The sequence below is a fragment of the Streptomyces xiaopingdaonensis genome, from assembly GCF_000262345.1.
Lineage (GTDB): Bacteria > Actinomycetota > Actinomycetes > Streptomycetales > Streptomycetaceae > Streptomyces > Streptomyces xiaopingdaonensis.
The window spans coordinates 24871-51203 of the sequence record NZ_AJTQ01000040.1; the positions used below are offsets into that span (position 1 = coordinate 24871).

27 protein-coding genes and 1 pseudogene are annotated in these 26333 nt (G+C 72.5%); 18 read left to right on the plus strand and 10 right to left on the minus strand.

All coding sequences use genetic code 11. From position 1 onward, the window contains the following. The first annotated feature begins 36 nt into the window (after nucleotides 1-36). The gene (locus UWG_RS0102715; protein ID WP_016905671.1) at nucleotides 37-1188 is read left to right on the plus strand and encodes an acetyl-CoA C-acetyltransferase; all 1152 of its coding nucleotides are present in this window, start codon (nucleotides 37-39) and stop codon (nucleotides 1186-1188) included. A 34-nt stretch (nucleotides 1189-1222) separates the two neighbouring features. On the opposite strand, the gene UWG_RS0102720 is transcribed toward UWG_RS0102715, so the two are convergent. Next, on the minus strand, nucleotides 1223-1987 hold the full coding sequence (locus UWG_RS0102720; RefSeq protein ID WP_016905672.1) for an enoyl-CoA hydratase family protein: 765 nt from the start codon (nucleotides 1985-1987) through the stop codon (nucleotides 1223-1225). Between the two features lie 188 nt (nucleotides 1988-2175). On the opposite strand from UWG_RS0102720, the gene UWG_RS0102725 reads away from it, so the two are divergent. Genes UWG_RS0102725 through UWG_RS0102735 form a run of 3 tightly spaced genes read left to right on the plus strand, consistent with a single transcriptional unit; the run spans nucleotide 2176 to nucleotide 5424 of the window. Then, the gene (locus UWG_RS0102725; RefSeq protein WP_202800745.1) at nucleotides 2176-3069 is read left to right on the plus strand and encodes an SDR family oxidoreductase; all 894 of its coding nucleotides are present in this window, start codon (nucleotides 2176-2178) and stop codon (nucleotides 3067-3069) included. Continuing rightward, a complete protein-coding gene (locus tag UWG_RS0102730; protein ID WP_016905674.1) occupies nucleotides 3066-4247 on the plus strand; it encodes an acyl-CoA dehydrogenase family protein in 1182 nt (393 codons plus the stop codon). Before UWG_RS0102725 ends, UWG_RS0102730 begins: the two co-directional genes overlap by 4 nt. 49 nt (nucleotides 4248-4296) lie before the next feature. Then, nucleotides 4297-5424, plus strand: coding sequence for an acyl-CoA dehydrogenase family protein (locus tag UWG_RS0102735; protein WP_016905675.1), 1128 nt, complete (start codon nucleotides 4297-4299; stop codon nucleotides 5422-5424). A 75-nt stretch (nucleotides 5425-5499) separates the two neighbouring features. On the opposite strand, the gene UWG_RS0102740 is transcribed toward UWG_RS0102735, so the two are convergent. The 5 genes and pseudogenes from UWG_RS0102740 to UWG_RS0102755 all read right to left on the minus strand — a co-directional run bounded on the left by UWG_RS0102740 (nucleotide 5500) and on the right by UWG_RS0102755 (nucleotide 8659). Continuing rightward, nucleotides 5500-6258 carry an enoyl-CoA hydratase/isomerase family protein gene (locus UWG_RS0102740; RefSeq protein WP_016905676.1) on the minus strand — a complete coding sequence of 253 codons (759 nt, stop codon included), beginning with the start codon at nucleotides 6256-6258 and terminating at the stop codon, nucleotides 5500-5502. Between the two features lie 166 nt (nucleotides 6259-6424). Next, entirely contained in the window at nucleotides 6425-6619 is a 195-nt protein-coding gene (locus tag UWG_RS34200; protein WP_420235608.1) for an SDR family oxidoreductase, read from the minus strand. A 92-nt stretch (nucleotides 6620-6711) separates the two neighbouring features. Continuing rightward, a pseudogene (locus UWG_RS34205) lies at nucleotides 6712-7254 on the minus strand (SDR family NAD(P)-dependent oxidoreductase); the annotation flags it as partial. Continuing rightward, on the minus strand, nucleotides 7251-7781 hold the full coding sequence (locus UWG_RS29370; RefSeq protein ID WP_016905677.1) for a nuclear transport factor 2 family protein: 531 nt from the start codon (nucleotides 7779-7781) through the stop codon (nucleotides 7251-7253). The pseudogene UWG_RS34205 and the gene UWG_RS29370, both read right to left, overlap by 4 nt. After that, the gene (locus tag UWG_RS0102755; RefSeq protein WP_029391107.1) at nucleotides 7778-8659 is read right to left on the minus strand and encodes an LLM class F420-dependent oxidoreductase; all 882 of its coding nucleotides are present in this window, start codon (nucleotides 8657-8659) and stop codon (nucleotides 7778-7780) included. Before UWG_RS0102755 ends, UWG_RS29370 begins: the two co-directional genes overlap by 4 nt. A gap of 87 nt (nucleotides 8660-8746) precedes the next feature. On the opposite strand from UWG_RS0102755, the gene UWG_RS0102760 reads away from it, so the two are divergent. After that, nucleotides 8747-9511, plus strand: coding sequence for an SDR family oxidoreductase (locus UWG_RS0102760; RefSeq protein ID WP_029391108.1), 765 nt, complete (start codon nucleotides 8747-8749; stop codon nucleotides 9509-9511). 318 nt (nucleotides 9512-9829) lie between these two features. Here the strand turns inward: UWG_RS0102760 and UWG_RS0102765 are convergent, their stop codons facing one another. Then, nucleotides 9830-11461, minus strand: a complete 1632-nt coding sequence (locus UWG_RS0102765; RefSeq protein ID WP_237719965.1) for a FadD3 family acyl-CoA ligase — start codon at nucleotides 11459-11461, stop codon at nucleotides 9830-9832. A gap of 179 nt (nucleotides 11462-11640) precedes the next feature. Between UWG_RS0102765 and UWG_RS0102770 the strand changes: the two genes are divergently transcribed. Beyond that, entirely contained in the window at nucleotides 11641-12294 is a 654-nt protein-coding gene (locus tag UWG_RS0102770) for a TetR/AcrR family transcriptional regulator (protein ID WP_016905681.1), read from the plus strand. Between the two features lie 33 nt (nucleotides 12295-12327). Here UWG_RS0102770 and UWG_RS0102775 read toward each other — a convergent pair whose 3' ends face one another. Continuing rightward, a complete protein-coding gene (locus UWG_RS0102775) occupies nucleotides 12328-13086 on the minus strand; it encodes a CoA-transferase subunit beta (RefSeq protein WP_016905682.1) in 759 nt (252 codons plus the stop codon). Next, a complete protein-coding gene (locus UWG_RS0102780) occupies nucleotides 13083-13967 on the minus strand; it encodes a CoA transferase subunit A (RefSeq protein ID WP_016905683.1) in 885 nt (294 codons plus the stop codon). The genes UWG_RS0102775 and UWG_RS0102780 overlap by 4 nt, the downstream gene beginning before the upstream one ends. 552 nt (nucleotides 13968-14519) lie before the next feature. Between UWG_RS0102780 and UWG_RS0102785 the strand changes: the two genes are divergently transcribed. The 8 genes from UWG_RS0102785 (at nucleotide 14520) to UWG_RS0102820 (ending at nucleotide 21797) form a co-directional block, all read left to right on the plus strand. Then, entirely contained in the window at nucleotides 14520-15350 is an 831-nt protein-coding gene (locus UWG_RS0102785) for a class I SAM-dependent methyltransferase (RefSeq protein WP_029391109.1), read from the plus strand. A 500-nt stretch (nucleotides 15351-15850) separates the two neighbouring features. Beyond that, nucleotides 15851-16591 (plus strand): SDR family NAD(P)-dependent oxidoreductase, encoded by a 741-nt coding sequence (locus UWG_RS0102790; protein ID WP_016905685.1) that lies wholly within the window; start codon nucleotides 15851-15853, stop codon nucleotides 16589-16591. Nucleotides 16592-16611: 20 nt separating this feature from the next. Continuing rightward, the gene (locus UWG_RS0102795) at nucleotides 16612-17562 is read left to right on the plus strand and encodes an alpha/beta hydrolase (protein WP_016905686.1); all 951 of its coding nucleotides are present in this window, start codon (nucleotides 16612-16614) and stop codon (nucleotides 17560-17562) included. Next, entirely contained in the window at nucleotides 17559-19163 is a 1605-nt protein-coding gene (locus UWG_RS0102800) for a flavin-containing monooxygenase (protein WP_016905687.1), read from the plus strand. Before UWG_RS0102795 ends, UWG_RS0102800 begins: the two co-directional genes overlap by 4 nt. A 20-nt stretch (nucleotides 19164-19183) precedes the next feature. Further along, nucleotides 19184-20290 (plus strand): NAD(P)H-dependent flavin oxidoreductase, encoded by a 1107-nt coding sequence (locus tag UWG_RS0102805; RefSeq protein WP_016905688.1) that lies wholly within the window; start codon nucleotides 19184-19186, stop codon nucleotides 20288-20290. 54 nt (nucleotides 20291-20344) lie between these two features. Further along, nucleotides 20345-20791, plus strand: coding sequence for an FAS1-like dehydratase domain-containing protein (locus UWG_RS0102810; RefSeq protein WP_016905689.1), 447 nt, complete (start codon nucleotides 20345-20347; stop codon nucleotides 20789-20791). Then, on the plus strand, nucleotides 20788-21201 hold the full coding sequence (locus UWG_RS0102815) for a MaoC/PaaZ C-terminal domain-containing protein (RefSeq protein ID WP_016905690.1): 414 nt from the start codon (nucleotides 20788-20790) through the stop codon (nucleotides 21199-21201). The genes UWG_RS0102810 and UWG_RS0102815 overlap by 4 nt, the downstream gene beginning before the upstream one ends. A gap of 11 nt (nucleotides 21202-21212) precedes the next feature. Next, nucleotides 21213-21797 carry a TetR/AcrR family transcriptional regulator gene (locus UWG_RS0102820; protein ID WP_016905691.1) on the plus strand — a complete coding sequence of 195 codons (585 nt, stop codon included), beginning with the start codon at nucleotides 21213-21215 and terminating at the stop codon, nucleotides 21795-21797. Between the two features lie 58 nt (nucleotides 21798-21855). On the opposite strand, the gene UWG_RS0102825 is transcribed toward UWG_RS0102820, so the two are convergent. Continuing rightward, entirely contained in the window at nucleotides 21856-22452 is a 597-nt protein-coding gene (locus UWG_RS0102825; RefSeq protein WP_016905692.1) for an isochorismatase family protein, read from the minus strand. A gap of 245 nt (nucleotides 22453-22697) precedes the next feature. Between UWG_RS0102825 and UWG_RS0102830 the strand changes: the two genes are divergently transcribed. The 4 genes from UWG_RS0102830 to UWG_RS0102845 form a co-directional block, all read left to right on the plus strand. Continuing rightward, nucleotides 22698-22997 (plus strand): hypothetical protein, encoded by a 300-nt coding sequence (locus tag UWG_RS0102830; RefSeq protein WP_016905693.1) that lies wholly within the window; start codon nucleotides 22698-22700, stop codon nucleotides 22995-22997. A gap of 224 nt (nucleotides 22998-23221) precedes the next feature. Continuing rightward, nucleotides 23222-24016 (plus strand): endonuclease I family protein, encoded by a 795-nt coding sequence (locus tag UWG_RS0102835; protein ID WP_016905694.1) that lies wholly within the window; start codon nucleotides 23222-23224, stop codon nucleotides 24014-24016. 176 nt (nucleotides 24017-24192) lie between these two features. Continuing rightward, nucleotides 24193-24675, plus strand: a complete 483-nt coding sequence (locus UWG_RS0102840) for an SSI family serine proteinase inhibitor (RefSeq protein WP_016905695.1) — start codon at nucleotides 24193-24195, stop codon at nucleotides 24673-24675. Between the two features lie 71 nt (nucleotides 24676-24746). Continuing rightward, the coding region (locus tag UWG_RS0102845) for a phosphoketolase family protein (protein WP_016905696.1) at nucleotides 24747-26333 on the plus strand (1587 nt) is incomplete at its 3' end.

The window sequence follows — 26333 nt, forward strand, 5'->3', positions numbered from 1 at the left end:
ACGCCCGGAGCCGACCAGTCAGTTGAGGAGACGGACATGTCCCAGGCATACCTCGTCGACGCCGTACGCACCCCCGTCGGACGGCGCGGCGGCGCCCTGTCCGGCGTGCACTCCGCCGACCTGGCGGCGCACACGCTGCGCGCCCTGATCGACCGGACCGGTCTCGACCCCGCACTCGTCGACGACGTCGTCCTCGGCTGCTGCGACACGATCGGCTCGCAGGCCGGCGACATAGCCCGCACCGCGTGGCTCGCGGCCGGCCTCCCCGAGGAGGTACCGGGCGTGACCGTGGACCGGCAGTGCGGCTCGGGCCAGCAGGCGATCCACTTCGCCGCGCAGGCGGTGCTCTCCGGCACGGCGGACCTCGTCGTCGCCGGTGGGGTGCAGAACATGTCGGCGATCCCGATCTCCGCCGCGATGACGGCGGGCGAGCAGTACGGGTTCACCACGCCGTTCGCCGAGTCCGAAGGGTGGCGGAAGCGGTACGGGGACGAGGAGGTCTCGCAGTTCCGCGCGGCCGAGCGGATCGCGGAGAGGTGGTCGCTCTCGCGCGGAGAGTTGGAGGAGTTCGCCTGGCGGAGTCATCTGCGCGCCGCGGCGGCGATCGACGCAGGGCGGTTCGACGCAGAGATCGCACCGGTCGGCCCCTTCGCCGTGGACGAGGGGGTGCGCCGTGACACCAGCCCGGCGAAGATGGCCTCCCTCGAACCCGTCGCGGGCGGCGAGCGCATCACGGCGGCGGTCGCCTCACAGCTCAGCGACGCGTCGGCGGCCGTCCTCGTCGCTTCCGAACGCGCCGTCGAGGAACAGGGACTGGTGCCGCGGGCACGGGTACACCACCTCTCGGTACGGGGCGCTGATCCGCTGTGGATGCTGACGGCGCCGATCCCGGCGACGGCGCACGCCCTGCGCCGAACCGGCCTGGCCATCGAGGACTTCGACCTCTTCGAGGTGAACGAGGCGTTCGCCTCCGTGGTGTTGGCGTGGATGAAGGAGACCGGCGCGGACCCGGAGCGGATCAACGTCAACGGCGGCGGCATCGCGCTCGGTCACCCCATCGGGGCCACGGGGGTCCGCCTGATGACGACGCTGCTCCACGAACTGGAGCGGCGCGGGGGACGGTTCGGACTCCAGACGATGTGCGAGGGCGGGGGCCAGGCGAACGTCACCGTCGTCGAGCGGCTCTGACGGGGCCTCGGAGCTGCTCGTCACCCGTCACCCGTCAGTCGGCATCGGCCGGGTCGGCGCCTTCCGGCGAGGCGAACGCGTCGCGCCGTTGGTCCGCGACGCCCGCCAGGTTGAGTTCGAAGGTGAAGCCCTGCTCGAAGCGGTAGCTGCGGTGGACGTCGACGGGGTCGATGCCGTTGAGCGCTTCCTTGGCCGCGCGGATCACGCGCGGGTCCTTGTGTGCGATTTCGCCCGCCACCCGGAGCGCGGCCGCGTCGAGCTGCTCGCGCGGCACCGTATCCAGAACCGAGCCGTACGCCTGGAGTTGGGTGGCGGGCACGGTGCGGCCGGTGAAGTACAGCGTGCGCATGAGGTGTTGGGGGACGAGCCGCGCCAGGTGCGTGGCGGCGCCGAGCGCGCCGCGGTCGACCTCGGGCACCCCGAAGTAGGCGTCCTCCGAGGCGATCACGGTGTCGCAGTTGCCGACGAGGCCGACGCCGCCGCCGAGGCAGAACCCCTGCACGGCCGCGACGACGGGGACGGGGCACTCGTAGACCGCCTTGAACGCGCGGTAACAGCCGCGGTTGGCGCCGAGCAGCGCCTCGAACCCGGCCGTCCGCTGCATCTCCTTGATGTCGACCCCGGCATTGAACCCCCGCCCCTCGGCGCGGAGCACGACCACCCGGCTCCGCTCGCTCCCCGCCTCCGTCACGGCGTCGGCGAGGTCGTGCCAGCCGGCCACGGGGAGGGCGTTCACTGGTGGATACGAGACGGTGACGGCGGTGACGCCGTCCTGCCCGGTCGAGGTGGTGACGGTCATTCTCTCACTTCCTAACCTAGCATTTGCTTGTTAACGTAGCACCCTGCCCAACACGCCGGAACCACAAGCCGGTTGGCCGTCTTCGGCGTCGGTGGTGCGAAGTCGCCGAGCCTCGTGGGGCGACGGCGAGTTGAGAAGTACCAAGCGTTTGCTTTCCTGTTGTGCGAGAGGTGTGGTGCGCTGTGCGCGTGACACGGACAGCTGTGAAGAGCGGTTTCTGCGCGGACCGCGTCGTCGTGGTCACGGGCGCCGGGCAGGGCCTGGGACGCGCGCACGCACTGGAGTTCGCCCGCCACGGCGCGCGCCTCGTCCTCAACGACGCCGCGGGGACGGTCGAGGACGTCGCGGCGGAGATCACCGGGAACGGGGGAGAGGCGGTCGCCGTCACCGCCGACGCCTCCGAGTGGGAGGCGGCGTCCGCGCTCGTCGCCACCGCGGTCGAGCGGTACGGGCGGATCGACACGCTCGTCAACAACGCGGGGATCAACCGCGACCGCATGCTCGCCACCATGAGCGAGGCCGAGTGGGACGACGTCGTGCGGGTCAACCTCAAGGGCCACTTCGCACCCCTGCGGCACGCCGTCGAGTGGTGGCGCACCGAGGCCAAGGCCGGCCGCCGGGTGGCGGCGCGCGTCGTCAACACCTCTTCCGGCGCCGGGCTGATGGGCAGCGTCGGACAGGGCAACTACGCGGCGAGCAAGGCGGGCATCGCCGCGCTCACCCAGGTCGCCGCCGCGGAGTTGGCGCGGTACGGCGTCGTCGTCAACGCCATCGCACCCTCGGCCCGCACGCCCATGACCGAGACGGTCTTCGCCGAGCGGATGGCGGCCCCGGCCTCCGGGTTCGACGCCATGGACCCGTCGAACGTCTCGGGGCTCGTCGTCTGGCTCGGCAGCGACGCCGCACGCGAGGTCACAGGGCGCGTCTTCGAGGTGGAGGGCGGCTCCGTCTCGCTCGCCGACGGCTGGCGCCACGGACCACCGGCGGAGCGGGGGCGCCGCTGGGAGCCAGAGGAACTCTTCCCCGTCGTAGCCGGGTTGCTCGCGGACGCCGAGCCGCCGGCGCCCGTCTACGGGGCATGACGATGGGCGGCGAGACCGAAGTACCCGAAGCGGGCGAAGAGTTCAGGCTGCGTGTCCGCGGCTGGCTCGCCGAGCAACTCGGGGGCGAGTTCTCGGATGTCGTGGACACGGGCGGGCCCGGCCACGAGGACGAGGCGCTGGAGCGCCGGCGGGCGTGGGAGCGACGGCTCGGCTCCGAGGGGTGGATCGGCCTCGGGTGGCCCACCGAGCACGGCGGGGGCGGCGCGTCCCTCGCCCGACAGGTCGTCTTCCACGAGGAGTACGCGGCGGCGGGCGGCCCCGGCAGGCTGATGCACATGAGCGAGCAGCTCCTCGGCCCGACGCTGCTCGCCCACGGTTCGGACGACCAGCGCCGCCGGTTCCTCCCCGGCATCCTCGCCGGAGAGGACCTGTGGTGCCAGGGGTACTCGGAGCCCGGCGCCGGCTCCGACCTCGCGTCCGTGCGCACGCGGGCCGTGCGCGAGGGGGAGGAGTACGTCCTCACCGGGCAGAAGGTCTGGACGTCCCTGGCGCACCTCGCCGACTGGATCTTCGTCCTCGCCAGGACCGACCCCGACTCGACGCGCCACGCGGGCCTCTCCTACCTGCTGGTCCCGCTGGACCAGCCCGGCGTGGAGATTCGTCCCATCCGGCAGCTCACCGGCACGAGCGAGTTCAACGAGGTCTTCTTCGACGGCGCCCGCACCGCGGCGGCGAACCGGGTGGGCGAGGAGGGGGACGGCTGGCGCGTGGCGATGTCCACGCTCGGGTTCGAGCGCGGCGTCGCCACGCTCGGGCAACAGATCGGGTTCCGCCGGGAGTTCGACGCGGCGCTCCGCCTCGCTCGCGCCAACGGGGCGTGGGCGGACGCGGAGTTGCGCAACCGCCTCGTCCGCGCCTGGGTCCGGCTGCGCGTCATGCGGTACACCGCGCTCGCCTCCCTTCGCAGTTCCGGCGGCGGGGCCTCCGGCCTGGAAGCGTCGCTCTCCAAGCTCCAATGGGCCGAATGGCACCGTGAGTTGGGCGAGCTCGCCGTGGACGTCGCGGGTACGGAGGCGCTCACCGTGGCGCCGCCGTACGAACTGACCGACGAGCAGACGCTCTTCCTGTTCAGCCGTGCCGACACGATCTACGGCGGCTCGAACGAGGTGCAACGCAACATCATCGCCGAGCGATTGCTCGGTCTGCCCCGCGGCTGAAGCCGGGCGGCGGGCGCGGCGGCACGGCACGAGGGAGAGGAAGCGACCGGTGAGCGACGACGTCGAGGACGAAGTACGCGAGGAGATGCGGAGCACGGTCGCCGCGTTTCTGGACGCCCGCTCCGGCGCGCAGGGACGGCGCTCGGAGATGGCGCAACCGCACGGGTTCGACCGGGCGCTCCACGACCGTGCCTGGGACGAACTCGGCCTCGGTGCGCTGCCCGTGCCGGAGAGCCTCGGCGGCCTGGGCCTCGGGTTCCGCGAAGTCGCCACCGTGGTCGAGGAGTTCGGCCGCCGTCTCACACCGTCGCCGCTGCCGGGGACGCTCGTCACGGCTGTGCTCGTCGCGGAGCGGGTGGCACGGGGCGGCTGCGCGGCGGGCGAGGAGGTGCTGGAGCGGATGGCGCGGCAGCCGCTCGTCCTCGCCGCGGCGGGGGTGACGCCGGGCGCGGGGGAGTGCCTCGCCGGTGCGGGCGGCGCGCTGAGCGGGCGGCTGGGTGCGGTCCCCTTCGGGGCGGTGGCGGACGGGTTCCTCGTCGTCGCCGGTACGGGGGACGCGGCGTCGGTGCACTTCGTGCCCGGTGATGCGCCCGGGGTGGAGCGCACCGAGCGCGCCGCGCTCGACCACACGCGGCGCCTCGCCGACATCGCGTTCGCCGACGTACCCGCCACGCCGCTCTCGCCGCCGGACGACGGCGGCGCTCTCGCGGCCCGCCTGCGTGCGCTCGTCCGGGTCTCCCTCGCCGCCGAGTCCGTCGCCGCGGCGCGCACCTGCCTCGACATGACCGTCGAACACCTCACGCTGCGGCGGCAGTTCGGCAGGCCGCTGGGATCGTTCCAGGCGCTCAAGCATCGCTGCGCCGACCTCGCGCTCGCCGTCCACGGGGCACGCGCCGCCGTCGACTACGCGGTCCGGTTCGCCGCCTCGGCACCGCACCCGGGCGAGGTCGACGAACTCGGCGACGGTGTGGGGAGCGTGGCGGCGCTCGCGAAGTCGATGGCCGCCGACACGTTCATGGACGTCGCGGCCGAGGCGCTCCAGCTCCATGGCGGCGTCGGCTTCACCTACGAGCACGACCTCCACCTCTACCTCAAGCGGGCCAAGTCGGCCCAGCTCCTCGCCGGTTCGGGCCCCGCACTGCGGCGCGAACTCGCCGACCGCCTCGCGGACGCGTGAACGGCCCGCTCTGCAACGGCGGTTGGGGCGCGCTGACCGCCGGAGGCCACCGGCGCGGAGGCCGTGCGGGCCGGGTCACACGTCCCTGAACCGCGGCCGTCGCCTCTCCCTGAAGGCCGCAAGCCCCTCGGCTGCGTCCTCGCCCTCCATGAGCTCCTCGGTGCGCTTCCGTGCGAGACGGTGGAGTTGCGAGGGCTCCTGCCAGAGGGCGCGGTAGGCGAGTTCCTTGCTCGCCCGCACGCCGGCGGGCGAGTGCGAGCTGATTCGTCGCGCCAACTCCATGGCCACCGGCAGGACTTCGTCGGCAGGGAGGACGCGGTTGACGAGTCCCACGTCGAAGGCGCGGGCGGCGTCGACACGTTCGGCGGTGAGCATGAGTTCCAGCGCGATGCCGAAGGGGACGAGGCGGCCGAGCTCCACGCCCCCCTCGGTCGCGGCGAAGCCGAGCGACACCTCGGGGAGCGCGAAGACGGCGTGCTCCGCCGCGATGCGCAGGTCGCAGGCGAGCGCCAGCTCCAGGCCGCCGCCGACGGCCGCCCCGTTGAGCGCGGCGACCACCGGGAGCGGGTACCCGGAGCGCAGCCGCGCGAGCGGTGAGGTGTCCGGGTCGGGGAGGCCGCTTCCCGCGGCGTCGGCGAGGTCGAGGCCTGCGCAGAAGGAACGCTCGCCCGCTCCGGTCAGCACGACGCAGCGGATGCCGCTGCCCGGAGCGGCCGCTCGGTCGAGGGCTTCCGCGACGGCGTGGAGCGCCTGCTGGTCGAGCGCGTTGCGTACCTTCGGACGGTCGAGCGTCACCAGGGACACCGCACCGAACTGCTCCTGACGGACGGGCATCAGCCGCCTCCCCTTCCGGTGTGTACCGCGCGGACGTTCCTACGGCCGCGAGCGTGACGAAGCGTCCACCAAGCGTTTGCTGCGAACGAGAAGTGCTGCGGGCGGCGCCCCGTCCGCGGCGCGGAGGCGTCCCCCGCTTTCGACTCCGTCGTGAAGTAGGCGCTCATCAGGCTTCGTTGGGCATGTTGGTCCAGCCCCTGCGGTCCGCGCGCCCGTACCAGCCCGAGGCGGCGAGGGTGCCGCCGTCGACGGGAACGGTGTGCCCCGTGACGTACCGCGCCTGATCGGAGGCGAGGAAAGCGACGACCTCGGCGCACTCCTCGGGAGCGCCGAACCTTCCCAGCGGTGTCCAGGTCCGCAGCCGTTCCGGATCGCGCCCCTGAGCATCGCGGCCGCCGGCGTCTGCGGGGTGTCCGCGAGGTCGGGTGCGACGGCGTTGACGCGCACGCCGTACTGCCCGACCTCGACGGCGAGGCTCCTCGTGAAGGCGGAGACACCGGCGTTGAACGCCGAGTACGGGGCGTGGGCCGGAATGCCGCGGAAGGCTTCCACCGTCGAGTTGTTGACGATCGCGCCCGAGCGGTGCTCGACCATCGCGGGAAGGAGCGCGTGCGTGAGCGTCAGCACGTGGCGGAGGTTGAGCTCGTAGAGCCGCTGCCACTGCTCGGGAGTCGAGTGGAGGAAGGTGCGGGAGGCCGGACGGAAGTCGCCCACGTTGTTGACGAGGACGTCGACGTGCCCTTCGCCGACGGAGAGCGCGACCTCGGCGACCTCGGCGACGACGGCGTCCTGCGTGATGTCGCCGAGTACGGTGACGCAGCGGCCGCCCGCATCGGTGATCTCGCGCGAGGCCGCGCTCGCCGCCTCGGCCCCGGTGTCGTTGAGGACGACCGTGTCACCTCCACGGCCGAGGAGGCGGCTCACCGCGCCGCCGATACCGCGCGCCCCTCCTGTCACCACGCAGACGCGCGGCCTGCCGTGCGCTTGCTCGTTCATGGCGTCCCTCCGTTCTCCGTCGCCGACCCCTCGACGTCGGCCGGTCCTTCGTCCTCCTCGGCGCGCCACAGGCGGGGCGAGCGCGTCTCTATCCAGTCGATCCGGACCTCCCGGCGGGTGATCCGCCAACCCTCCTCCTCGCGGAGGTAGTTGTCGGTGTACTGGAGCTGCCAGACGAGATCGGTGAGCGCGCCGGACGTGCGCCTCCGCAGATGGTGTGCCGTGCACAGGACCCGGCCGGCTGCCCGTGCTCCGGCGTCCGACGAGCTCTGGGCGTTGAAGAGTTCGCCCTGCACCGTGTGGCGGGTGAGGGGAAAGGCCGCGGCTTCACGCAGCGCCGAGACGATCTCGGCGCGGCCGGTGCGGGTCACCTCAGGGGCCAGCCGTGCCGGGGGAGCGGGGAGGGCCAGGGTGGCGTCCCGAGTGAAGAGCGCGGCGGCTTCCTCCACGCGGCGGTCGTCCACGTAAGCGGCGTACCGGGCGACCAGGTCGGCGAGGTCGAGCCGGTCCGCTGGTGCGAGGCTCACGCCAGCCCCAACCGGTCCGCGCATGCCGAGAGTTCGTCCTTGGCTCGCGAGAGGTTGCCGGTGGGCTCCGGTTGCAGGGTGAGGCGCGAGGCGCCGCGCGCCGCGAGTGATGCCGCTTTCCCAAGGGTGATTCGCGATACCTGGTGGCCGAGGGTCAACTCCAGAGTGGAAGGGTCGCGGCCGGCCCCCTCCGCCTCCTCGTGCATCACCGAGACGAGCCGCTCGAGCCGGTCGCCCGCGACGCCGAGCGGTTGCAGCCCGTCGCCTCGGCGGCCGGCGCGGCGGGCGGCGGCGAGGCTGTGTCCGCCGATGTGCAGCGGTACGCTGCGGCCGTTCGCCGGCTTGGGGTAGCTCATGCCGCCCTCGAAGGAGAAGAACTCGCCGTGGTGGTCCACGCCTTCGGGGGAGCGGTCGGCCCAGAGGGCGCGCACCACGTCGAGCTGCTCGTCGGCCCGGCGGCCGCGGGAGGCGAACTCGGCACCGCACGCCTCCACTTCCTCCTTCATCCAGCCGACGCCGACGCAGATCCGCAGCCGGCCGCGGGAGAGCGCGTCGATCGTCGCCAGGCGCTTGGCCAGGACGACCGGGTGGTGGTTGGGCAGGACCAACACACCTGTGGCGAGGCCGAGTCGGGTGGTCCGGGCGGCGAGGAAGGAGAGGAGGTCGAGCGGGTCGGGGATGACGCAGTCGTCGGCGAGTTCCATGCGGCCCGACGAGGCGTACGGGTAGACGCTGGAGTACCGGCTGACGACGAGGGCGTGCTCGACGACGGAGAGCGACTCGAAGCCGCACGCCTCCACGTGCTCGGCATATTCCGCTATCCACTCCGGGTCGGCCGTGACCGACGCCGACACGGGGGCGATGACTGAGTACTTCATGGCGGCCATCGTAGCCTTCTAACCTAGCGTTTGGTTGGTTGCTCGGTTAGGATTTTCGCCCGACACGCCGTGCAGCTAGGAGGGTCCGTGCCGCCAACTCTTGACCTGTCGGAAAAGGTCGTGCTGGTCACCGGTGGGGCGCGGGGCGTAGGGGCCGGGATCGTCGACGTCTTCCGCGAGGCGGGGGCGAGCGTCGAGATCTGCGGACGAAGTTCCGAGCCCGAGCGGTTGCCAGGGGGCGTCACCTACCGCTCCGTAGACGTCCGTGACGAGGAGCAGGCGGCCTCCTGGATCGCCGACGTCGCCGAGCGGCGCGGCCGGATCGACGTCCTGGTCAACAATGCGGGCGGCGCTCCGTTCGCCCACTTCGCCGGGGCGTCCCCGCGCTTCCACCGCAAGATCACCGAACTCAATCTGCTCGCCCCGGCGTTCGTCGCACACGCCGCCTTCCCCGTGATGGCGGAGTCCGCCCTCGACGGGGTCGTGCTCAACGTCACCTCCATCAGCGCGCGCCGGGCGAGCCCGGGTACCGCCGTCTACGGCGCGGCCAAGGCCGGTCTCGAAAGCCTCACCCGCAGCCTCGCCGTCGAGTGGGCGCCCAAAGTCCGGGTGAACGCGGTGAGTTCGGGGCTCGTCGCCACACCGGGCGCCACCGGCCACTACGGCGACGAGGAGGCGACCGCCCGCATCGCCGCGACGATCCCGCGAGGCGTCTTCGCCACACCCCGGGACATCGGAGCCGCCTGCCTGATGCTCGCCTCCGAGTACGCCGCGCACATCACGGGGGCCGTGCTCAACGTCGACGGGGGCGGCGAATGGCCGGCCTTCCTCGCGCAGGCGGACGAGGGGTGAGAGATCGCCGGGGAGCGGCTGCCGCATGCGGGCCGCAGCGGGCTCCGCGCACGAACCGACCGCGGATGCAGTTCGGTCGGCGTATACGGAGCCGCGGCAGGAAAGTGCGTTCCGCTGCCCCGGCCGACGCGCGGCGGCGCCGGCCCGCGGACCGCACCGGCGACGGCCGGGCCGCCCAACGCCGCGGACCAGCAACCGCGTCGGGCAACGGCGCACGCGAAGCCGCCACGTACTCCGCCGCCCGGCAACCCGTTTCCTGCGGGGCCGACCCGTCCCCGACCACCGGCTCGGCGTCCGCGAACGTGCCGGCCACGCTCCTCACTCCCCAGCAGCCGCCTCACGCAACTCGGTCTTGAGCACCTTCCCGCTCGCGTTCCTCGGCAACTCTTCGCAGAGCCTGACACCGCGCGGCACCTTGAAGTTGGCGAGCCGCTCCCGGCAGTAGCCGACGAGTTCGGACGCCTCGGGTTCGCACCCCTGCCGCGGTACGACGAAGGCGAAAGGCACCGAGCCCAGCCGCCCGTCGGGCACACCGACGACCGCGCTGGCCGAGACGTGCGGGTGCGCCGCGAGGACGTTCTCCACCTCGGCCGGGTAGACGTTGAACCCCCCGACGGTGAACATGTCCTTGAGCCGGTCGGTGATGCGCAGGCAGCCGTGCTCGTCCTGCCGGCCGATGTCGCCGCTGTGCAGCCAGCCGTCGGAGTCGATCGCGCGCCGCGTCGCCTCCTCGTCCTCGAAGTAGCCGAGCATCACGTTGCGTCCACGCACGAGGACCTCGCCCTCCTGGCCGCACGGAACCTCGCGCCCCTCTGCGTCGACGATGCGCACCTCCATGCCCTCCACGGCGGGTCCGGTCGTCTCCGCGACGTGCTCGGGCGCCTCCCCGGGGCGCGAGATCGTCACCACGAGCGCCTCGGTGAGGCCGTATCCCTGTGTCACCGCTTCGAACCCCAACTCGTCGCGCATGCGCCGGAAGAGGGAGTGCGGCACGGTCGCCGCGCCCGCGACGGAGTACCGCAGCGAGGAGAGGTCGTACGCGCCGAGCCGGGGATGGTCGAGGAGCGAGGTGAAGAGCGTCGGGGCGCCCGGCATCACCGATATCCGCTCCGACTCGACGAGTCGGAGGAGCTCTTCGGCGTCGAAGACGGAGACGGGATGGACGGTCGCGCCGAAGAGGAGGGAGGTGACCATGCCCGCCTTGTAGCCGAAACCGTGGAAAAAAGGGTTTACGACCGCGTAGTTGTCGTCGGGGCCGAGACCGGCGCGCTCTCCCCACACGCGTGCGACGTCGATCGTCTGCCGGTGCGCGCTCATCACGCCCTTGGGTGCGCCCGTCGTACCGGAGGTGAACATGATGTCGCAGACGTCATCCGGCGTGACGGCGTCGGCGACCGCTTCGACGTGTGCGGTGGGGATGTCGGCGCCGGCGGCGAGGAACTCCCGCCAGGGCACGGCGATCTGCGTGTCCGGTGCGGCGCCGATGTCGACCACGGTGCGCAGGGCGGGGACGCCGGGGACCGAGCCCTGGTCGCCTGCTCGGGAGCGCTCGGCGGCAGCGTCGCGGAGCATGCGGGAGAAGGCCGTACCGAGGAATCCGTCGGCGAGGACGAGGGCCGAGGCGCGGGAGCGGTTGAGGATCTCCACCGCCTCGTGGCCGCGGTAGCGGGTGTTGAGGGGGACAACGGCGGCGCCTGCGGTCTGCGCGCCCAGGACGGCGAGCACGAACTCCGTGCGGTTCGGTGCCCACACGGCGACCCGGTCGCCCGGGGAGACGCCGGCGGCGAGGTAGGCGGCGGCCGTCTCGTGGACGCGCTCCGCGAGTTCGCGGTACCCGAGGCGCACCTCCCCTTCGACTACGGCCGGGCGGTCGTGGTACCTCTTCGCCGCCTCCCGCACGAGCTGGGGGATCGTTCTCGGAGCACTCGCGGTGACCACATTCTCCTCCAAGCGAGCAATTGCTTGTTTGGCATCGTACTCAGGTGGTGCGGAGCTGAACAGGGCTGCTCACGCGGGTTCTACGGTCATTGCTCGCCGGGGCGGCCGGGACCGGCCGCGCCGCGGTCGTCGGCTGTGGCAGAATCACCGGCGGTCAAATGCTTGTTGTGGCATCTCAGGAGGGACGACAGATGGCGGCGAAGCCCCGGCAGGGTGCCGTGAAGAGCCCAGGAGCGCCGCCGGCCGGCAAGAGCGTCGCGAAGGGCGGCTCGGCGCGGCGCGGCGAGCTGCTGGAGATCGCCGCCGGCATGTTCGCGACCCGCGGCTACGCGGAGACGACCGTGCGCGACATCGCGGACGAGGCGGGCATCCTCTCCGGCAGCCTCTACCACCATTTCAGCTCCAAGGAGGCGATGCTCGACGAGATTCTCCGCGACTTCCTCGTCAACCTCCTCGGCCGGTTCACCGCGATCGAGAAGCAGGCGGGGGAGCCGAGGGAGGCGCTCGAGGAGCTGGTCAACGCCTCGTTCGACGCGATAGCCACGGCTCCGCACGCCGTGGCGCTCTACCAGAACCAGGTCGGCCCGCTCAGCAAGCAGCCCGGCTTCGAGTACGTCGGCGAGTCCAGCCGGAAGATCGAAGCCGTGTGGGTGCGGGTGCTGGGAGCGGGGCAGAAGTCCGGCGCCTTCCGCGGCGACATCGACGTCAAGCTCGCCTACCGGTTCATCCGCGACACGGTCTGGTCGTCGGTGCGCTGGTACCGGCCGCGCGGCAAGTACAAGGTCGACGCCGTCGCGAAGCAGTACCTGCGCATGCTCCAGGGCGGCCTGCTCGCGGAGGAGTGATCCGGTGCGGGACCCGGCGCCGAACTCGTCTGCTCAGCCCCGGACTTCACGGTCGCGCAGGCCCTCCGGGTCGATCACCTCGCGGATCAGCCGCAGTTCCTCGCCGGTGGGCGCGCGGGTCACCCCCGCCCCCTCGGTGTCGAGGGCGAAACCCGTGCGCGCGCGGACTTCGTTCGCGGTGACGCCGGGATGCACCGACTCCAGACGGAGGCGCCCTTCGGACCCGAATCCGAGCACGGCGAGATCGGTGACGACGGCCACCAGCCGGTGGTGGCGCCCGGCCGAACTGTGCCTGCGCGCACGGTCGTTGCCCACCCCGGAGACGACGTCGACCTGCTCGACGAAGACCTTGGGGGAGTGCCGCGCGACGAAATAGTCGGTCCGGTGGTTGACGGTGTTGCCCGGCGCGCCCCGTACGCCGATGAGTTGGCGGTCGGGCCTGCGCCAGTCGCCGATGAGCGAGATGTTCTGGTTGCCGTACGCGTCGATCTGGCTCGCGCCCATCATGCTCTGCCGCCGTCCGCTCTCCACGATGTCGAAGACGGTGCGGAAGGGCAGCCATCCGCTGACGACGCCGCCCTCCGCGGCGGTGGCACCGAGCGGCGGCGGCTCGCTCATGAGGTACGCCTCGCCGTCGGAGAGGACGAGTTCAGGTGTGTGCGTGAGCCGGGCGAGCCGGGCGCCGATCGTGGGCACGAGGCCGACCGTGTGCGCCAGCACCTCTCCCGCGCCGCGCCAGGTCTCGGCGCAGGCCACCGCGCAGACCTCGGCCCTGGTGAACTCCGCGCTCATGCCGTCGCCTCCTGCGTCTTCGCGGTGCGGTCCGCGTGGAAGCGGGCCACGGCCGCCTGGTAGTGCGCCTCGTCGCCGCCGAGGTACGTACGCGCGAACTCCCGCCAGTCCTCGGGGTTTTTGGCGGCCGTCGCGTACTCGGTCTGGAACGGCTCGTCGCGGGCGTACTCCGGGGCGCAGGTGGTGAAGTGGGCTCCGCGCGGCGCCTCCACCACCCCGGTCGTGAAGATCTGGCTGAGCAGCAGGGACTGCGGAGGCCCCGCGTCCAACAGGTCCGCCGTGGGCACGAGTTCCTCGCAGCTCACGTAGCACCGGTCGGCCGCGCGCGCGTAGAGGTCGTCGAAGTACGGGTCGGGGCCGAGGTATTGGCCGTTTCCGGCGCGGTCGGCGCGGTGCACGTGGACGAGCGCGGCGTCGAGGCGCAGCGCGGGCATCGCGACGTACTCCTCGTCGCAGTAGGGCGAGGCGACGGTTTTCAGCTCCGGGTTCATGGTGAGCACGTCGGAACCGAGGCCCGTCCGGGTGGGGAGGAACGAGAGGCGGCTCGCGGCGGCGCGGAGGCCGGCGACGAACATGCCCTCGTCGTACTCGGCCACCTCGATCGTGCCGGTCTCCCGTGCGGCGCGGAAGTGCGGGTCGAGCGGGATGCTGTCGAGCGACACGAAGCCGTAGACGAGCTTGCGCACCTTGCCCGCTGCGCAGAGCAGGCCGACGTCGGGGCCGCCGAGGCTCACCACCGTCAGGTCCGTGACGTCGCTGCGGAGGAGGGCGCGCACGAGCGCCATCGGTTTGCGGCGCGACCCCCAGCCGCCGATGCCGATCGTCGAGCCCGACGCGAGAGCGGCAGGGAAATCGTCGAGGGCCATGGTCTTGTCCGCCATGCCTCTCCTCTCTTCAGTCGATGCGGTCGGTCGCCGGGTCGTGTCGGTGCATGCACGGCGGTGGAGCGGCGCCGCGGTCGCACTGCGTGTGCGTCGCGCGTCCCCGGGAGCTCTGCTGGGAGAGCCTCGACTCCGCGTCGTGCGGTCTTCGGTTGAGCGGACGTGCAGGGCGGGTCTGTCGCACTGCGGGAGAGCGGCGCAGAGGCATCCGCTGCGTCCGCGGTGTCGGCCTCGGCGGTGGGCGTATCGAGCCAACGGCGGGCGAAAAAGGGTGCGTTGGGCATGTCGTGGTGAAGGCCGGTCCGCATGTGCCCACTCTACTCACGTCAACCAAGCGATTGCTAGGGACTACGGGGAGGTGCCCGGACGCGTGGGCCGTTCCGGGTGTTGCTGGTCCGAGCGGGGTGAGGGCTGTGCCGGGACATGCCGGCCGTCGCGCGCGTGTCCGCGGTGCCGCTGAGATGTGCACGTGGCGCCGAGGGTGCTCGCCCGGTCAAGTCCTAGCTCTGCGGTTCGCCCGTCCCGCGGTCGGCTCACCACTAGGCTGCGACGATGGAGCGTGCAGTCGAGGTGCCCGGGAACCTCACCCGGGTCGCGGGTCCGGATCGCGTGAACGACTATGACGGTTTCGCGGAGGCGTACGCGGCGGAGAGCGAGAACAGCCTGGTGAACGCCGCTTACGAGCGGCCCGCGATGCTGGCTCTCGCCGGAGACGTGGCCGGTCACCGCATCCTGGACGCCGGTTGCGGCTCGGGCTCCCTGTTCGCCGCGCTTCGCGACCGCGGTGCCGTCGTCGCCGGTATCGACGCCAGCGCCGGAATGCTCGCCGTGGCCAGGCGGCGACTGGGCGAGGAGGCTGACCTTCACACGGGCGACCTGGGCGAGCGCCTGCCCTTCGACGACGGGGCGTTCGACGACGTGGTCGCGTCGCTCGTACTGCACTACCTGGAGGACTGGGGGCCGACGTTGGCCGAGTTGCGGCGCGTGCTCAGCCCCGGCGGCCGGCTGATCGCCTCGGTGGATCACCCGTTCGTGGCTTACACGATCCAGGAGCCTCGGCCCGACTACTCCGCGACCACCAGCTACTCCTTCGACTGGGAGTTCGGCGGGAGGTCCGCCCCGATGAGGTTCTGGCGCAGACCGCTGCACGCGATGACCGACGCCTTCACCACCGCCGGCTTCCGCCTCTCCGCCCTCAGCGAGCCGCAGCCCGACCCGGCCGCCCGCGAACTCTTCCCCGACGGTTTCCGTGACCTGTCGACGAAGCCCTGCTTCCTGTTCTTCGTCGTCGAGGCGCCGCCTCCGGCTTCCGGTCCGGACGACCGACCGGGGCACCCTGGCGTGGCCGGGCCGACACGCTCCGGGCGACGCGGGCAGGCCTGAGGCCGCCCACTCCGGGCCCTCACCGCGCACTGCCGTGAGCAGTGGACGGTGTCCGCCCGCCTGCCGCCCAACCAGCCCCGGACCTTTGGCGCTTGGCTTCGTCTCTTCCGCGCTGCCGCCGAGTGTCCGAGCGGCCGCCGGCCCGCTGCCTGCCACGGCAGGCGAAGACCCTCGTGCACGGCCGGCCGGCCGGTCCGCTCCCGCGACCGAGCATGCCCACGCCCAAGTCGCCGACGTGCGGCACCGGACGAGCGCCGTCCGTCCTGCCGCCTCACCTTCTCCCGCTCCCGCCGCCCTTGGCGGACGTCTGCTGTACGGCGTCCCGGCAACTCGTCTGCCCCGCACCTGGATCGTCCCCCGAGGACACCCGCCGCGGAAGCCCGTCGGGCAGGTCCTCCGGTGTCGCCCGAAGTCTTCCCCGGGCTCTGCCACCTTGCTACGCTCCCCACACCAAGCGCTTGCTAGGCATTGCACGGTGGCGTCGCGAAGGGGTTGGGGCCGTGTCGGAGCAACTCGCCGACCTCACGGGAAAGACGGTGCTCGTGACCGGGGCCGGGCAGGGCCAGGGTGCCGAACACGCCCGTATGCTCGCCTCGTTGGGCGCAGCCGTCGTCCTCGCCGACATCGACGAGGAACTGGTGCGCGCGGTCGCCGACGGTATCGGAGGAAGGACGCTCGCGCTCGGTCTCGACGTGGCGAGCGAGGCCGCCTGGGAGGCCGCGGTCGACCGCGTCCGCCGCGAGTTCGGCCGCGTCGACGTGCTCGTCAACAACGCGGGACGCTACCGACTGGGCGGGCTGGAGGAGTTGACCGAGGAGGAGCTTCAACTCACCCTCGACGTCAACCTCGTCGGCCCGATCCTCGGCATGCGTGCCGTCCTGCCGCTCATGCGCGAGGCGGGCGGCTCGATCGTCAACGTCGCCTCCACGGCGGCGCTCACCGGATACGCCGGAGGGCTCGGCTACACGGCCTCCAAGTGGGGGCTGCGCGGCGTCAGCAGAGCCGCGGCGAAGGCGCTCGGGCAGTACGGCATCCGTGTCAACTGCGTCTGCCCCGGGGCGATCGTCACCCGGATGCTCTCCGAGGTCACGAGAGCCGGCGGCGGTGCCGTCGCGCACCTGCCCATACCGCGCCCGGGGGAACCCGCCGAGGTCTCCCGCCTCGTGGCCTTCCTCGCAGGCGACGCCGGCAGCTACTGCACGGGCCAGGACTTCGTGGTCGACGGCGGGCAGACCGCCTGAGCCGCGTGAAGGGTTGAAGAGTGTTCGACGAAGAGACGGCGGCCGCCGTCCGGCAATTGGACGCGAGCTTCCCCGCCGTCCACCGGATGACGGGCGCGGAGGCCCGCGCCGCCATAGCAGCCCGGCGCGCACCGGTCGAGAACCTCGGCGACGTGGCGAGGACCGAGGACCGCACCGTGCCGGGCCCGGAAGGACCGCTGCCGGTGCGGCTGTACTTCCCCTCGCCGCCGGAGGCCCCGCCGCGCCCCGTGATCGTCTTCTTCCACGGCGGCGGCTTCGTCTTCTGCGACATCGACTCCCACGACGGCTTCTGCCGCGAGATGGCGAAGGGAACCGACTCCGTCGTGGTGTCCGTCGGCTACCGGCTTGCCCCCGAACACCCGGCGCCGGCGGCCGCGTTGGACGCCTCCGCCGCGGTCGCCTGGGCAGCCGAGGAGGCCGCCGCGTTCGGCGGGGACGCGGGGCGGCTCCTCGTCGCCGGCGACAGCGCGGGCGGCAACCTCGCCGCCGTCGCCGCTCTCGCCGCCCGCGACACGGGCCAGGACCTCGCCGGGCAGATCCTCGTCTACCCCGTCATCGACCCCGCCTGCGACACCGAGAGCTACACCGCTCGCGGTTCCGGATACGGCAACACCCGTGCGGCAATGGACTGGTACTGGCGGCAGTACCTCCCCGGAGGGCGGCTGCCCGAACCCGTCGAGCAGGTCGCCCCGTTGCGAGCGGCGAGCCTCCGGGGCCTGCCCCCGGCGGTCGTGGTGACGGCCGGGCTCGACCCGCTCTGCGACGAGGGACGCGCCTACGGCCGCGCCCTCGCCGACAGCGGCGTCCCCGCCGTCCGGCGCCACTACCCGGAACTCTTCCACGGGTTCCTCACCGTCGCCGGGCTCCGGCCCGCGCAGTCGGCGCGCGCGGTGCTCTGGCACGACGTACGGAACCTCACCGCCACCGCGAGCCGGGGAGCAGCAGAATGACGGACGGAAGAGTGCACGACGTCCTCGTCGTCGGTGCGGGCTTCGCCGGGCTGTACGCGGTGCACGCCTCGCGCGCCGCCGGACTCGACGTCGTCTGCCTGGAAGCCGGCGACGGCGTCGGCGGCACCTGGTACTTCAACCGCTACCCCGGCGCCCGCTGCGACGTCGAATCCGTCGACTACTCCTACTCCTTCGACGAGCAGCTACAGAACGACTGGCCGTGGAGCGAGCGCTACGCCACCCAGCCGGAGATCCTCGCCTACCTCGAGCACGTCGCCGACCGCTTCGGCCTGCGCGAACACGTGCGCCTCGGCACCCGCGTCGACGCGGCCGAGTTCGACGAGTCCGCCTCGGCCTGGACGGTGCGCACCGCCGCAGGCGAGGAGCACAGCGCCCGCCACCTCCTCTTCGCGACGGGCTCCCTCTCGGCGCCCAACAAGCCCCGCATACCGGGCATCGACGAGTTCGCGGGCGAGACGTACTACACGGCGCGCTGGCCGGACCCGCACCCCTCGCTCGCCGGCAAGCGCGTCGGCGTCATCGGCACGGGCTCGTCCGGCATCCAGTCGGTGCCGCTCCTCGCGGAGGAGGCAGCGTCGCTCACCGTCTTCCAGCGCACGGCCAACTACAGCGTCCCGGCGCTCAATCGGCGACTCACAGACGCCGACCAGGCACGCATCCGCGCCGAGTACCCGGAGCGCAGGCGCAGAGCCCGACTCAGCGGCGGCGGTTCGCCGCACGTGCCGTACCCGAAGCGGGCGGCGGAGTGCACCCCCGAGGAGCGCGAGGCGGCACTGGAAGAGGGATGGCGCGCCGGCGGTGTCCTCTTCGGGAAGACCTTCCCCGACCAGTACACCGACCTGGAGTCGAACGACCACGCACGGCGGTTCGCCGAGCGGAAGATCCGGGAGCTCGTCGAAGACCCGCAGACGGCCGAGGATCTCATCCCGACCGACCACCCACTCGGCACCAAGCGGATCTGCACCGACTCCGGCTACTTCGAGGCGTTCAACCACCCCCACGTCGCACTCGTCAACCTCAGGCGGGACCCGCTCGTACGGATCACCCCCGACGGCGCCGAGACCCGCGGCGGCCACCACCCGCTCGACGTCCTCGTCTGCGCCACCGGCTTCGACGCGATGACGGGCGCGCTCACCCGGATCGACATCCGCGGCCCCCGCGGCGCGCGCCTCGCGGAGACCTGGGCCGAAGGGCCCGTCACCTACCTCGGGCTCCAAGTGCCCGGCTTTCCGAACCTGTTCACCGTCAACGGCCCGGGCGCGCCCTCGGTCCTCTCCAACATGGTGCTCACGGCCGAGCAGCAGGTCGACTGGATCCTCCGCTTCGTACGCGAGGCCGACGCCCGCGGCGCGACCCAGGTGGAGCCCCGCGACGACGCGGCCGAGAAATGGACGGCCCATGTCCAGGAGGCGGCCGACGCGACCCTCTTCCCCCGCGCCGAGTCCTGGTACCTCGGCGCCAACATCCCCGGCAAGCCCCGGAGATTCATGCCGTACGTGGCCGGTCTCGGCGCGTACACGGCGCGCTGCGAGGAGATCCGCGACGGCGGCTACGAGGGCTTCCTCCTCACCACGCGCTGACCACCACGGGAAGGAACCGCATGACCGAGCAACCGGCCGCGGGCCGCCTGCGCACCCGCGCGACCGCGCTCTTCGGCGTCGAGGTGCCCGTCGTCCAGACGGGCATGGGGTACGTCTCCGACCCGCGTCTCACCGCTGCCACCGCGGAGGCCGGCGGGCTCGGCATCCTCTCGGCCGGACTGCTCTCCTACGAGCAGCTCGCCGCCGCCATCGACGAGGTGCAGGCGCGCACGGACCGCCCGTTCGGCGTCAACGTCCGCGCCGACCAGCCGGACGTCGAGCGGCGGATCGACCTGATGGCACGCAGGGGCGTGCGCGTCGCCTCCTTCGCGCTCGCCCCGCGGCAGCCGCTCATCGCGCGGTGCAAGGAGGCCGGGCTCGTCGTGGTGCCCTCGGTGGGCGCGCGGCGGCATGCGGAGAAGGTCGCCTCCTGGGGCGCCGACGCGGTCGTCGTCCAGGGCGGCGAAGGCGGCGGGCACACCGGACAGGTGCCGACGAGCCTGCTGCTGCCGCAGGTCAGGGACGCGGTGGACATCGTCGTGATCGGCGCGGGCGGCTACTTCGACGGACGCGGGCTCGTCTCCGCACTCGCCTACGGAGCCGACGGCATCGCGATGGGCACGCGCTTCCTCCTCACCAGCGACAGCCCCGTCGCGGCGGAGGTCAAGGAGGAATACCTCCGCAAGACGGTGCACGACACCGTGCTCACCAGCGAGATCGACGGCGTACCGCAGCGCGTCGTACGCGGCCGCACCGTCGATGCGCTGGAGCGCACCTCCGGCCCCGGCCGGCTGGTCAGGGCCGCGCGGAACGCCGTCGCCTTCCGGCGCATGTCCGGGACGCCGTGGCGCGAGATGGTACGGGAGGGGCTCGCGATGCGCCGTGCGCACAACCTGAGTTGGAGCCGGGTGGTGATGGCGGCCAACGCGCCCATGCTCTACCGGACGGCGCTCCTCGACGGCCGCCCGAACGAGGGCGTGATGGCGACGGGCCAGGTCCTCGGCGTCATCGACGACCTGCCGAGCTGCCGGGAACTGATCGCCCGCCTCACCCGGGAGGCCACCGAAGTGCTCGACCGCCTCGCCGCGACCGGCGGCCCCGTGTCCACGGCGGACCGCGCGCACTGAACACCGCAGGCGTCCGGGGCACTCCCCGCGCCGAGAGCAGGGATCGAGGAGAAGATGGCCGACCGACAGGCGCTCGGGCACACCGGCGCCCCCTTCAGGCTCGACGTCGAACGCGGCAAGGTCCGCGAGTTCGCGCGGGCCACCGGCAGCAGCAACCCCGCCTACCTGGACTCCGACGAGCCGCCGTGCCCGCCGACCTTCCTCACCACGCAGTTCTTCTGGCAGGAGGGGAAGGCGGACGCCTGGCAGCGCGTCGCCCTCGACCAGCAGCGCGGCCTCCACGCCGAGCAGGAGTACGTCTTCCACGGGCCTCCGCCCACCGCGGGCACCGAGCTGACCGCCCGGTCGACGGTGACCGAGATGTACACCAAGCAGGGCAGGCGAGGCGGCGAGCTCACCTTCGCCGTGATGGTCACCGAGTTCCGTGACGCGGACGGCCGTCTCGTGGCGGAGGCGAGGATGACCGGCGTCGAGACCGGCGGCGTCCCGGAGGCGTCGTGACGACGGGCCGCGCCGCGCTCCCGCCCGCGCCCGGGCCCGTCGTGCACGGACCTGTGACGCGCACCGACTTCGTCCGCTACCAGGGCGCCTCGGGCGACATGAACCCCATCCACCACGACGAGGAGTACGCCAGGGCCGCCGGCTTTCCCTCTCCGTTCTCGGTGGGGATGTTCCAGGCGGGGCTCCTCGCCTCCTGGGCCACGGACTGGCTCGGCGCGCACAACGTGCGCCGCTTCCGGGCCAGGTTCGCCGAGCAGGTGTGGCCGGGGGACACCCTCACCTGCGAGGGCGAGATGGTCGGTGATCTGGAGGAGGGCGGGGAGCGGTACGTGGAGCTGGAGTTGCGCTGCGCACGGCAGACCGGGGGCGTCGCGGTGCGCGCCTGGGCGACCTTCGCGGTCCCCCGGTGAGAGCCGGCGTGATGGCGGGGAGCGACCGCCGCCGTCTCATACTCGACCGCGCGGCCCCGCTCTTCGCCCGAAAGGGCATCGGCGGCTGCACGGTCCGCGAGATCGCCGAGGCGACCGGCATCCTCTCGGGCAGCCTCTACCACTACTTCGACTCCAAGGACGCGATCGTCGAGGAGATCGTCGCCGAGTACCTCGGCGCACTCGACGCCGCCTACGGCGCCGTGCTCGCCACCGGCGGTGACGCCGCGACACGTCTCCGCGCCCTGGTCCTCGCGTCGCTGCACGTCTCGCACGCCCACCCGCACGCGACGGAGGTCTACCAGCTCAACCGCGGCTACTTCGCCTCGCACGACCGCTTCGCCGCCGTACGCGAGGCCGCCGCACGGATCTTCGGGACGTGGCAGGAGGCGATCGCCGACGGGGTCGCTGAGCACGCCTTCCGCCGGGACGTGGAGGCACGCGTCTTCCACCGCTTCCTGCGGGACGCCGTCTTCCTCTCGGTGCGGTGGTTCCGCCCCTCCGAGGTCTACGGCGTCGAGGAACTCGCCACGGACACCGCGGAGATCTTCCTGGAGGGCTTCGGCGCGGACGAGTGAGGCCGGCCGAACGCACCGGGAATCCAATCTCCGTGCCGCGGAGCGACGTTGGGCGCCCTCACGCCGGCACGACCGGCTCCCCGTCCAGGGAGACGCCGGCGTTGCCGAGCTCCTCCAGGGCCCTGTCCGTCGTCTCCCGGGCGACGCCGGCCGTGTAGTCGAGGAGGACGCGCGTGGCGAAGCCGTCGCGGACGGCGTCGAGCGCCGTCGCGCGGACGCAGTGGTCGGTGGCGATGCCCACCACGTCGACCGAGGTGACGCCGCGCGCACGCAGCCAGTCGGTGAGCCGGGTTCCCGCCGCGTCCGCACCGTCGAAGCCGCTCTTGGAGGCGGCGTGCTCGCCCTTGTAGAAGACCTCGCGAACGGCTGCGGACTCGGCGGCCGCCGCGAAGTACGGGTGGAAGGCCGCGCCTTCGGTGCCGGCGACGCAGTGCGCGGGAAACGAGGTGCGGAAGTCGGGGTCGGCGGAGAAGTGGCCGCCCGGGTCGATGTGGTGGTCGCGGGTGGCGACGATCTCCGCGTACACGCCCTCGGCCGCCGTCCTCGCCACGAGCCCGGCGATGGCGGCGGCCCGCCCGGCGCCGCCCGGGACGGGGACGCTGCCGCCCTCGCAGAAGTCTTTCTGCACATCGATCACCAACAGTGCCCGCACCATGGCCACTCCCTCGTCCGTCTGCTGCCGCCTCCCTGCGACCGGTGCCCGTCCGCGGCGGTGCGCTCGCTCGCCGGGGTCACTGTTCACCCGAGCGGGGCCCGCCGGCGGACGAGCCGCGAGCGGTCCAACACGCCTGCGGCACACTGCCGTTGACGGAAGCGGACGCGACGTCGAAGAGCGGCCGCTCGCGCGTCGCGCGCCGCTGTGCGCTGGGAAAACTCCCGGGCGGACGTAGGATCGCACACATGGCCGACATCATCGACAGAAGTACGCATCGGGAGCTGATCGACCTCCAGCGCGCCGTGAACGGCGCCTTCGCCGCCCTCGACGGCCATGCCAGGGACGTCGGAAAACCGGGCATCGAGTGGACGGACGAGGAGAAGGCCGAGGCCGCGCGGCTGCGGGGCGTGGTGCAGCAGGCGGTCGTCGAGAAGAACAGGGCGCTCCAGGAGTCGGGGCTCCCCGCCGAGCACGGTGCTTTCCAGGCGAGCCAGGCGTTGAAGGACGCGGCCAAGTCGGAGTCGGAGGAGAGCGCGGGGGAGTAGCGCGTTCCGGGGCTCGGCCTCGTGCGGTGGGGCTCTCGCGTTCGGGTAACCGCCGCGAAATCCACGGTGGTTGGCACACGGATTCTTCACTTCGCCGCGGTTTCTGACATGTTCACGCGCGTAGATTCCCGGGCAGGAATCGTGCGACCGAACACCCGTCACACGGGCGCCGTGCGCCGGTACCGGCGCCGGAGGCGTCCGTCCCCCACGCGATGGGATGAACCGTGATACGCAGAACCCTCTACGCCGCCGCGGCCGCCGGAGCGGTGGCCGTCGCAGCCGTCGCAGTCCCCACGGCCACGGCCGGGCCGGCGCCCGGGGCGCTCGAAGCACCCGCCGACTACTACCAGGACGCCGAAGGCAAGACCGGCGGGGAGCTCAAGGACGCACTCCACACCATCATCTCCACCGACGCCGAGGCCATCTCCTACGACGAGGTCTGGGACGCCCTGAAGGAGACCGACAAGGACCCCGACAACTCCTCGAACGTCATCCTCCTCTACACCGGCCGCTCCCAGTCGGCGGGCGACAACGGGGGCGACTCGGGGCAGTGGAACCGCGAGCACGTCTGGGCCAAGTCGCACGGCGACTTCGGCACCTCGACGGGGCCCGGAACCGACGTCCACCACCTGAGGCCCACCGACGTCCAGGTCAACAGCGTGCGCGGGAACAAGGACTTCGACGAGGGAGGCGAGGAAGTCGAGGACGCCCCCGGCAACTTCACCGACGACGACTCCTTCGAGCCGCGCGACGAGGTCAAGGGCGACGTCGCCCGGATGATCCTCTACATGGACGTCCGGTACGAGGGCGACGACTCCTGGCCCGACCTCGAGGCCAACGACGAGGTGGACAACGGCTCGGCGCCCAACCTCGGCCGCGTCTCGGTCCTGAAGGAGTGGAGCGCGCAGGACCCGCCGGACGCGTTCGAAGAGAACCGCAACGACGTCATCTACGAGCAGGTCCAGCACAACCGGAACCCGTTCGTGGATCACCCGGAGTGGGTCGACGAGATCTACTGACGCGCCAACCGGCCGTCGTACGGCCGCAGTACACGCGCCGCCGGGTCGTCCGGGCCGATCCGGAGCCCGGCGGCGCACGCCGGCGCCCCTGCGCGCGGCGTACGCCCCCTCCGCCCTGCAACCAAGCGGGCGAGGGGAGTTGGTGACCCGCGGGCGCGCCGGGCGTTGAACGGGACATGGAGACAACTCGCACCGCCCACCGACTCGGCGGCGCCGCACTCGCGCTCGCCGCCGCCCTGCTGCCCCTCGCCGCCACCCCGGCCTCCGCCGCCGGCACGGCGGCAGACGGAGCGAAGAGCCCGGCCGGCGCCGGATCCCGATCCGCCGACCACGAGGCGCGGCTCGGAGCCGACCGCCCCACCGGCGGCCTCGAACTCACCCTCTCCGACGGCGAGGGGACCTGGACCCGCGCCGTCCGCCTCTACTGCCCCTCGGGCACCGGTACCCACCCGCAAGGACCCGCGGCCTGCGCCGACCTCGCGAGGGCGCACGGCGACCCGGGTGCCGTCCCTCCGGCCACCGGAGCCTGCTCGATGATCCACGACCCCGTCACCGCGACCGCCTTCGGCACCTTCCGCGGCCGGACCGTCGAATGGGAGGAGACCTTCCCCAACGAGTGCCTGCTCCATCGCAGCTCAGGGGACCTCTTCCGCTTCTGACGCGCCGCGCCGGAGGACCGGTCGGGCGGCACGCGTGTCAACGCCCGCTCGACCTGGTATCCCTGGGCACCATGCACGGCCATCGAGCAGAGACCGAGTCGACACGTCCCCGAGAACCGCAGGAGATCGACGGTGTCGAGGCCGCCGCCCTCGACGCGCACTGGCGCGCAGCCAACTACCTCTCAGCGGGCCAGATCTACCTCCGCGACAACGTCCTCCTCCGCGAGCCCCTCACCACCGACCACCTCAAGCCGCAACTTCTGGGCCACTGGGGCACCTGTCCCGGCCTGACCCTCCTCTACACCCACCTCGACCGCCTGATCCGGCGCAGCGGCCGGCCGACGGTCAGCGTCTGGGGCCCCGGGCACGGAGCACCGGCGGTGCGCGCCGGGGCCTGGCTCGAGGGCACCTACGGCGAGTTGGAGCCGCGGTACCGCTGGGACGAGGAGGGCATGCGCGCCCTCTTCCGCAGGTTCTCGACGCCCGGCGGCGTCGCGAGCCACACCTCGCCCGAGGTCCCCGGGTCGATCCAGGAGGGCGGCGAGCTCGGCTACAGCCTGCTCCACGCCTACGGCGTCGCGTTCGACAACCCCGAGGTGCTCGCCTGCGCCGTGATCGGCGACGGCGAGTCCGAGACGGGCCCGCTCGCCGCTTCCTGGCGCAGCAACGCCTTCCTCGACCCCGTCCACGACGGCGCCGTACTCCCCGTCCTCCACCTCAACGGCTACAAGATCGCCAACCCCACGCTCCCTGCCCGTACCGAGGAGCAGGACCTCGACGACTACCTCAGGGGGCTCGGCCACGAACCGCTCCACGTCACCGCCGACGCCGACAGCGATCCCCTGCGCGTACATGTCGAGTTGGCCCACGCGCTCGACACCGCGGTGGCGCGCCTCGACGACGTACGCAGGCGCAGCGTGGACCGCAGCAGCACCGCCCGCCCGTCGCGGCTGCGTACTCCCGTGCTCGTCCTCCGCACGCCCAAGGGCTGGACGGGGCCGAAAGAACGCGACGGCGAACCCGTCGAGGGCACCTGGCGTGCGCACCAGATCCCGCTCACCGACGTCCACGAGGACCCGCGGCAGTTGCGGCAGTTGGAGGAGTGGCTGCGTTCCTACCGGCCCGACGACCTCTTCGATGCGGCGGGCCGCCCCCGCGCCGAGGTGCTCGCACCGGTGCCCGAGGGGGAGCTGCGGCTCGGGGCCACCCCCTACGCCAACGGCGGCCGGCTCGTCAGCGAGCTGCCGCTCCCCGAGGCGGAGGCGCACGCCGTACCGGTCGAGGAGCCGGGGAGCACGGGCCACCAGCCGACCGCCGTCCTCGGCGCGTACCTCGGGGCACTCCTCACACGCACCGCCGAGCAGCGCGACTTCCGCGTCTTCGGCCCCGACGAGATCGACTCCAACCACCTGCAGAGCCTCTACGACACCGAGGAACCGGGGCGCACCCGCGGCTGGCAGGAGGGGCTGCTCCCCACGGACCGGAACCTCGGCCGCCACGGCCGGGTGCTGGAGGTCCTCTCGGAGCACATGTGCCAGGGGTGGCTCGAGGGGTACGTGCAGTCGGGACGGCACGGGTTCTTCGCGAGCTACGAGGCGTTCGCCAACATCGTCGGGAGCATGACGGCGCAGTACGTCAAGTGGCTCGACCAGTCCGAG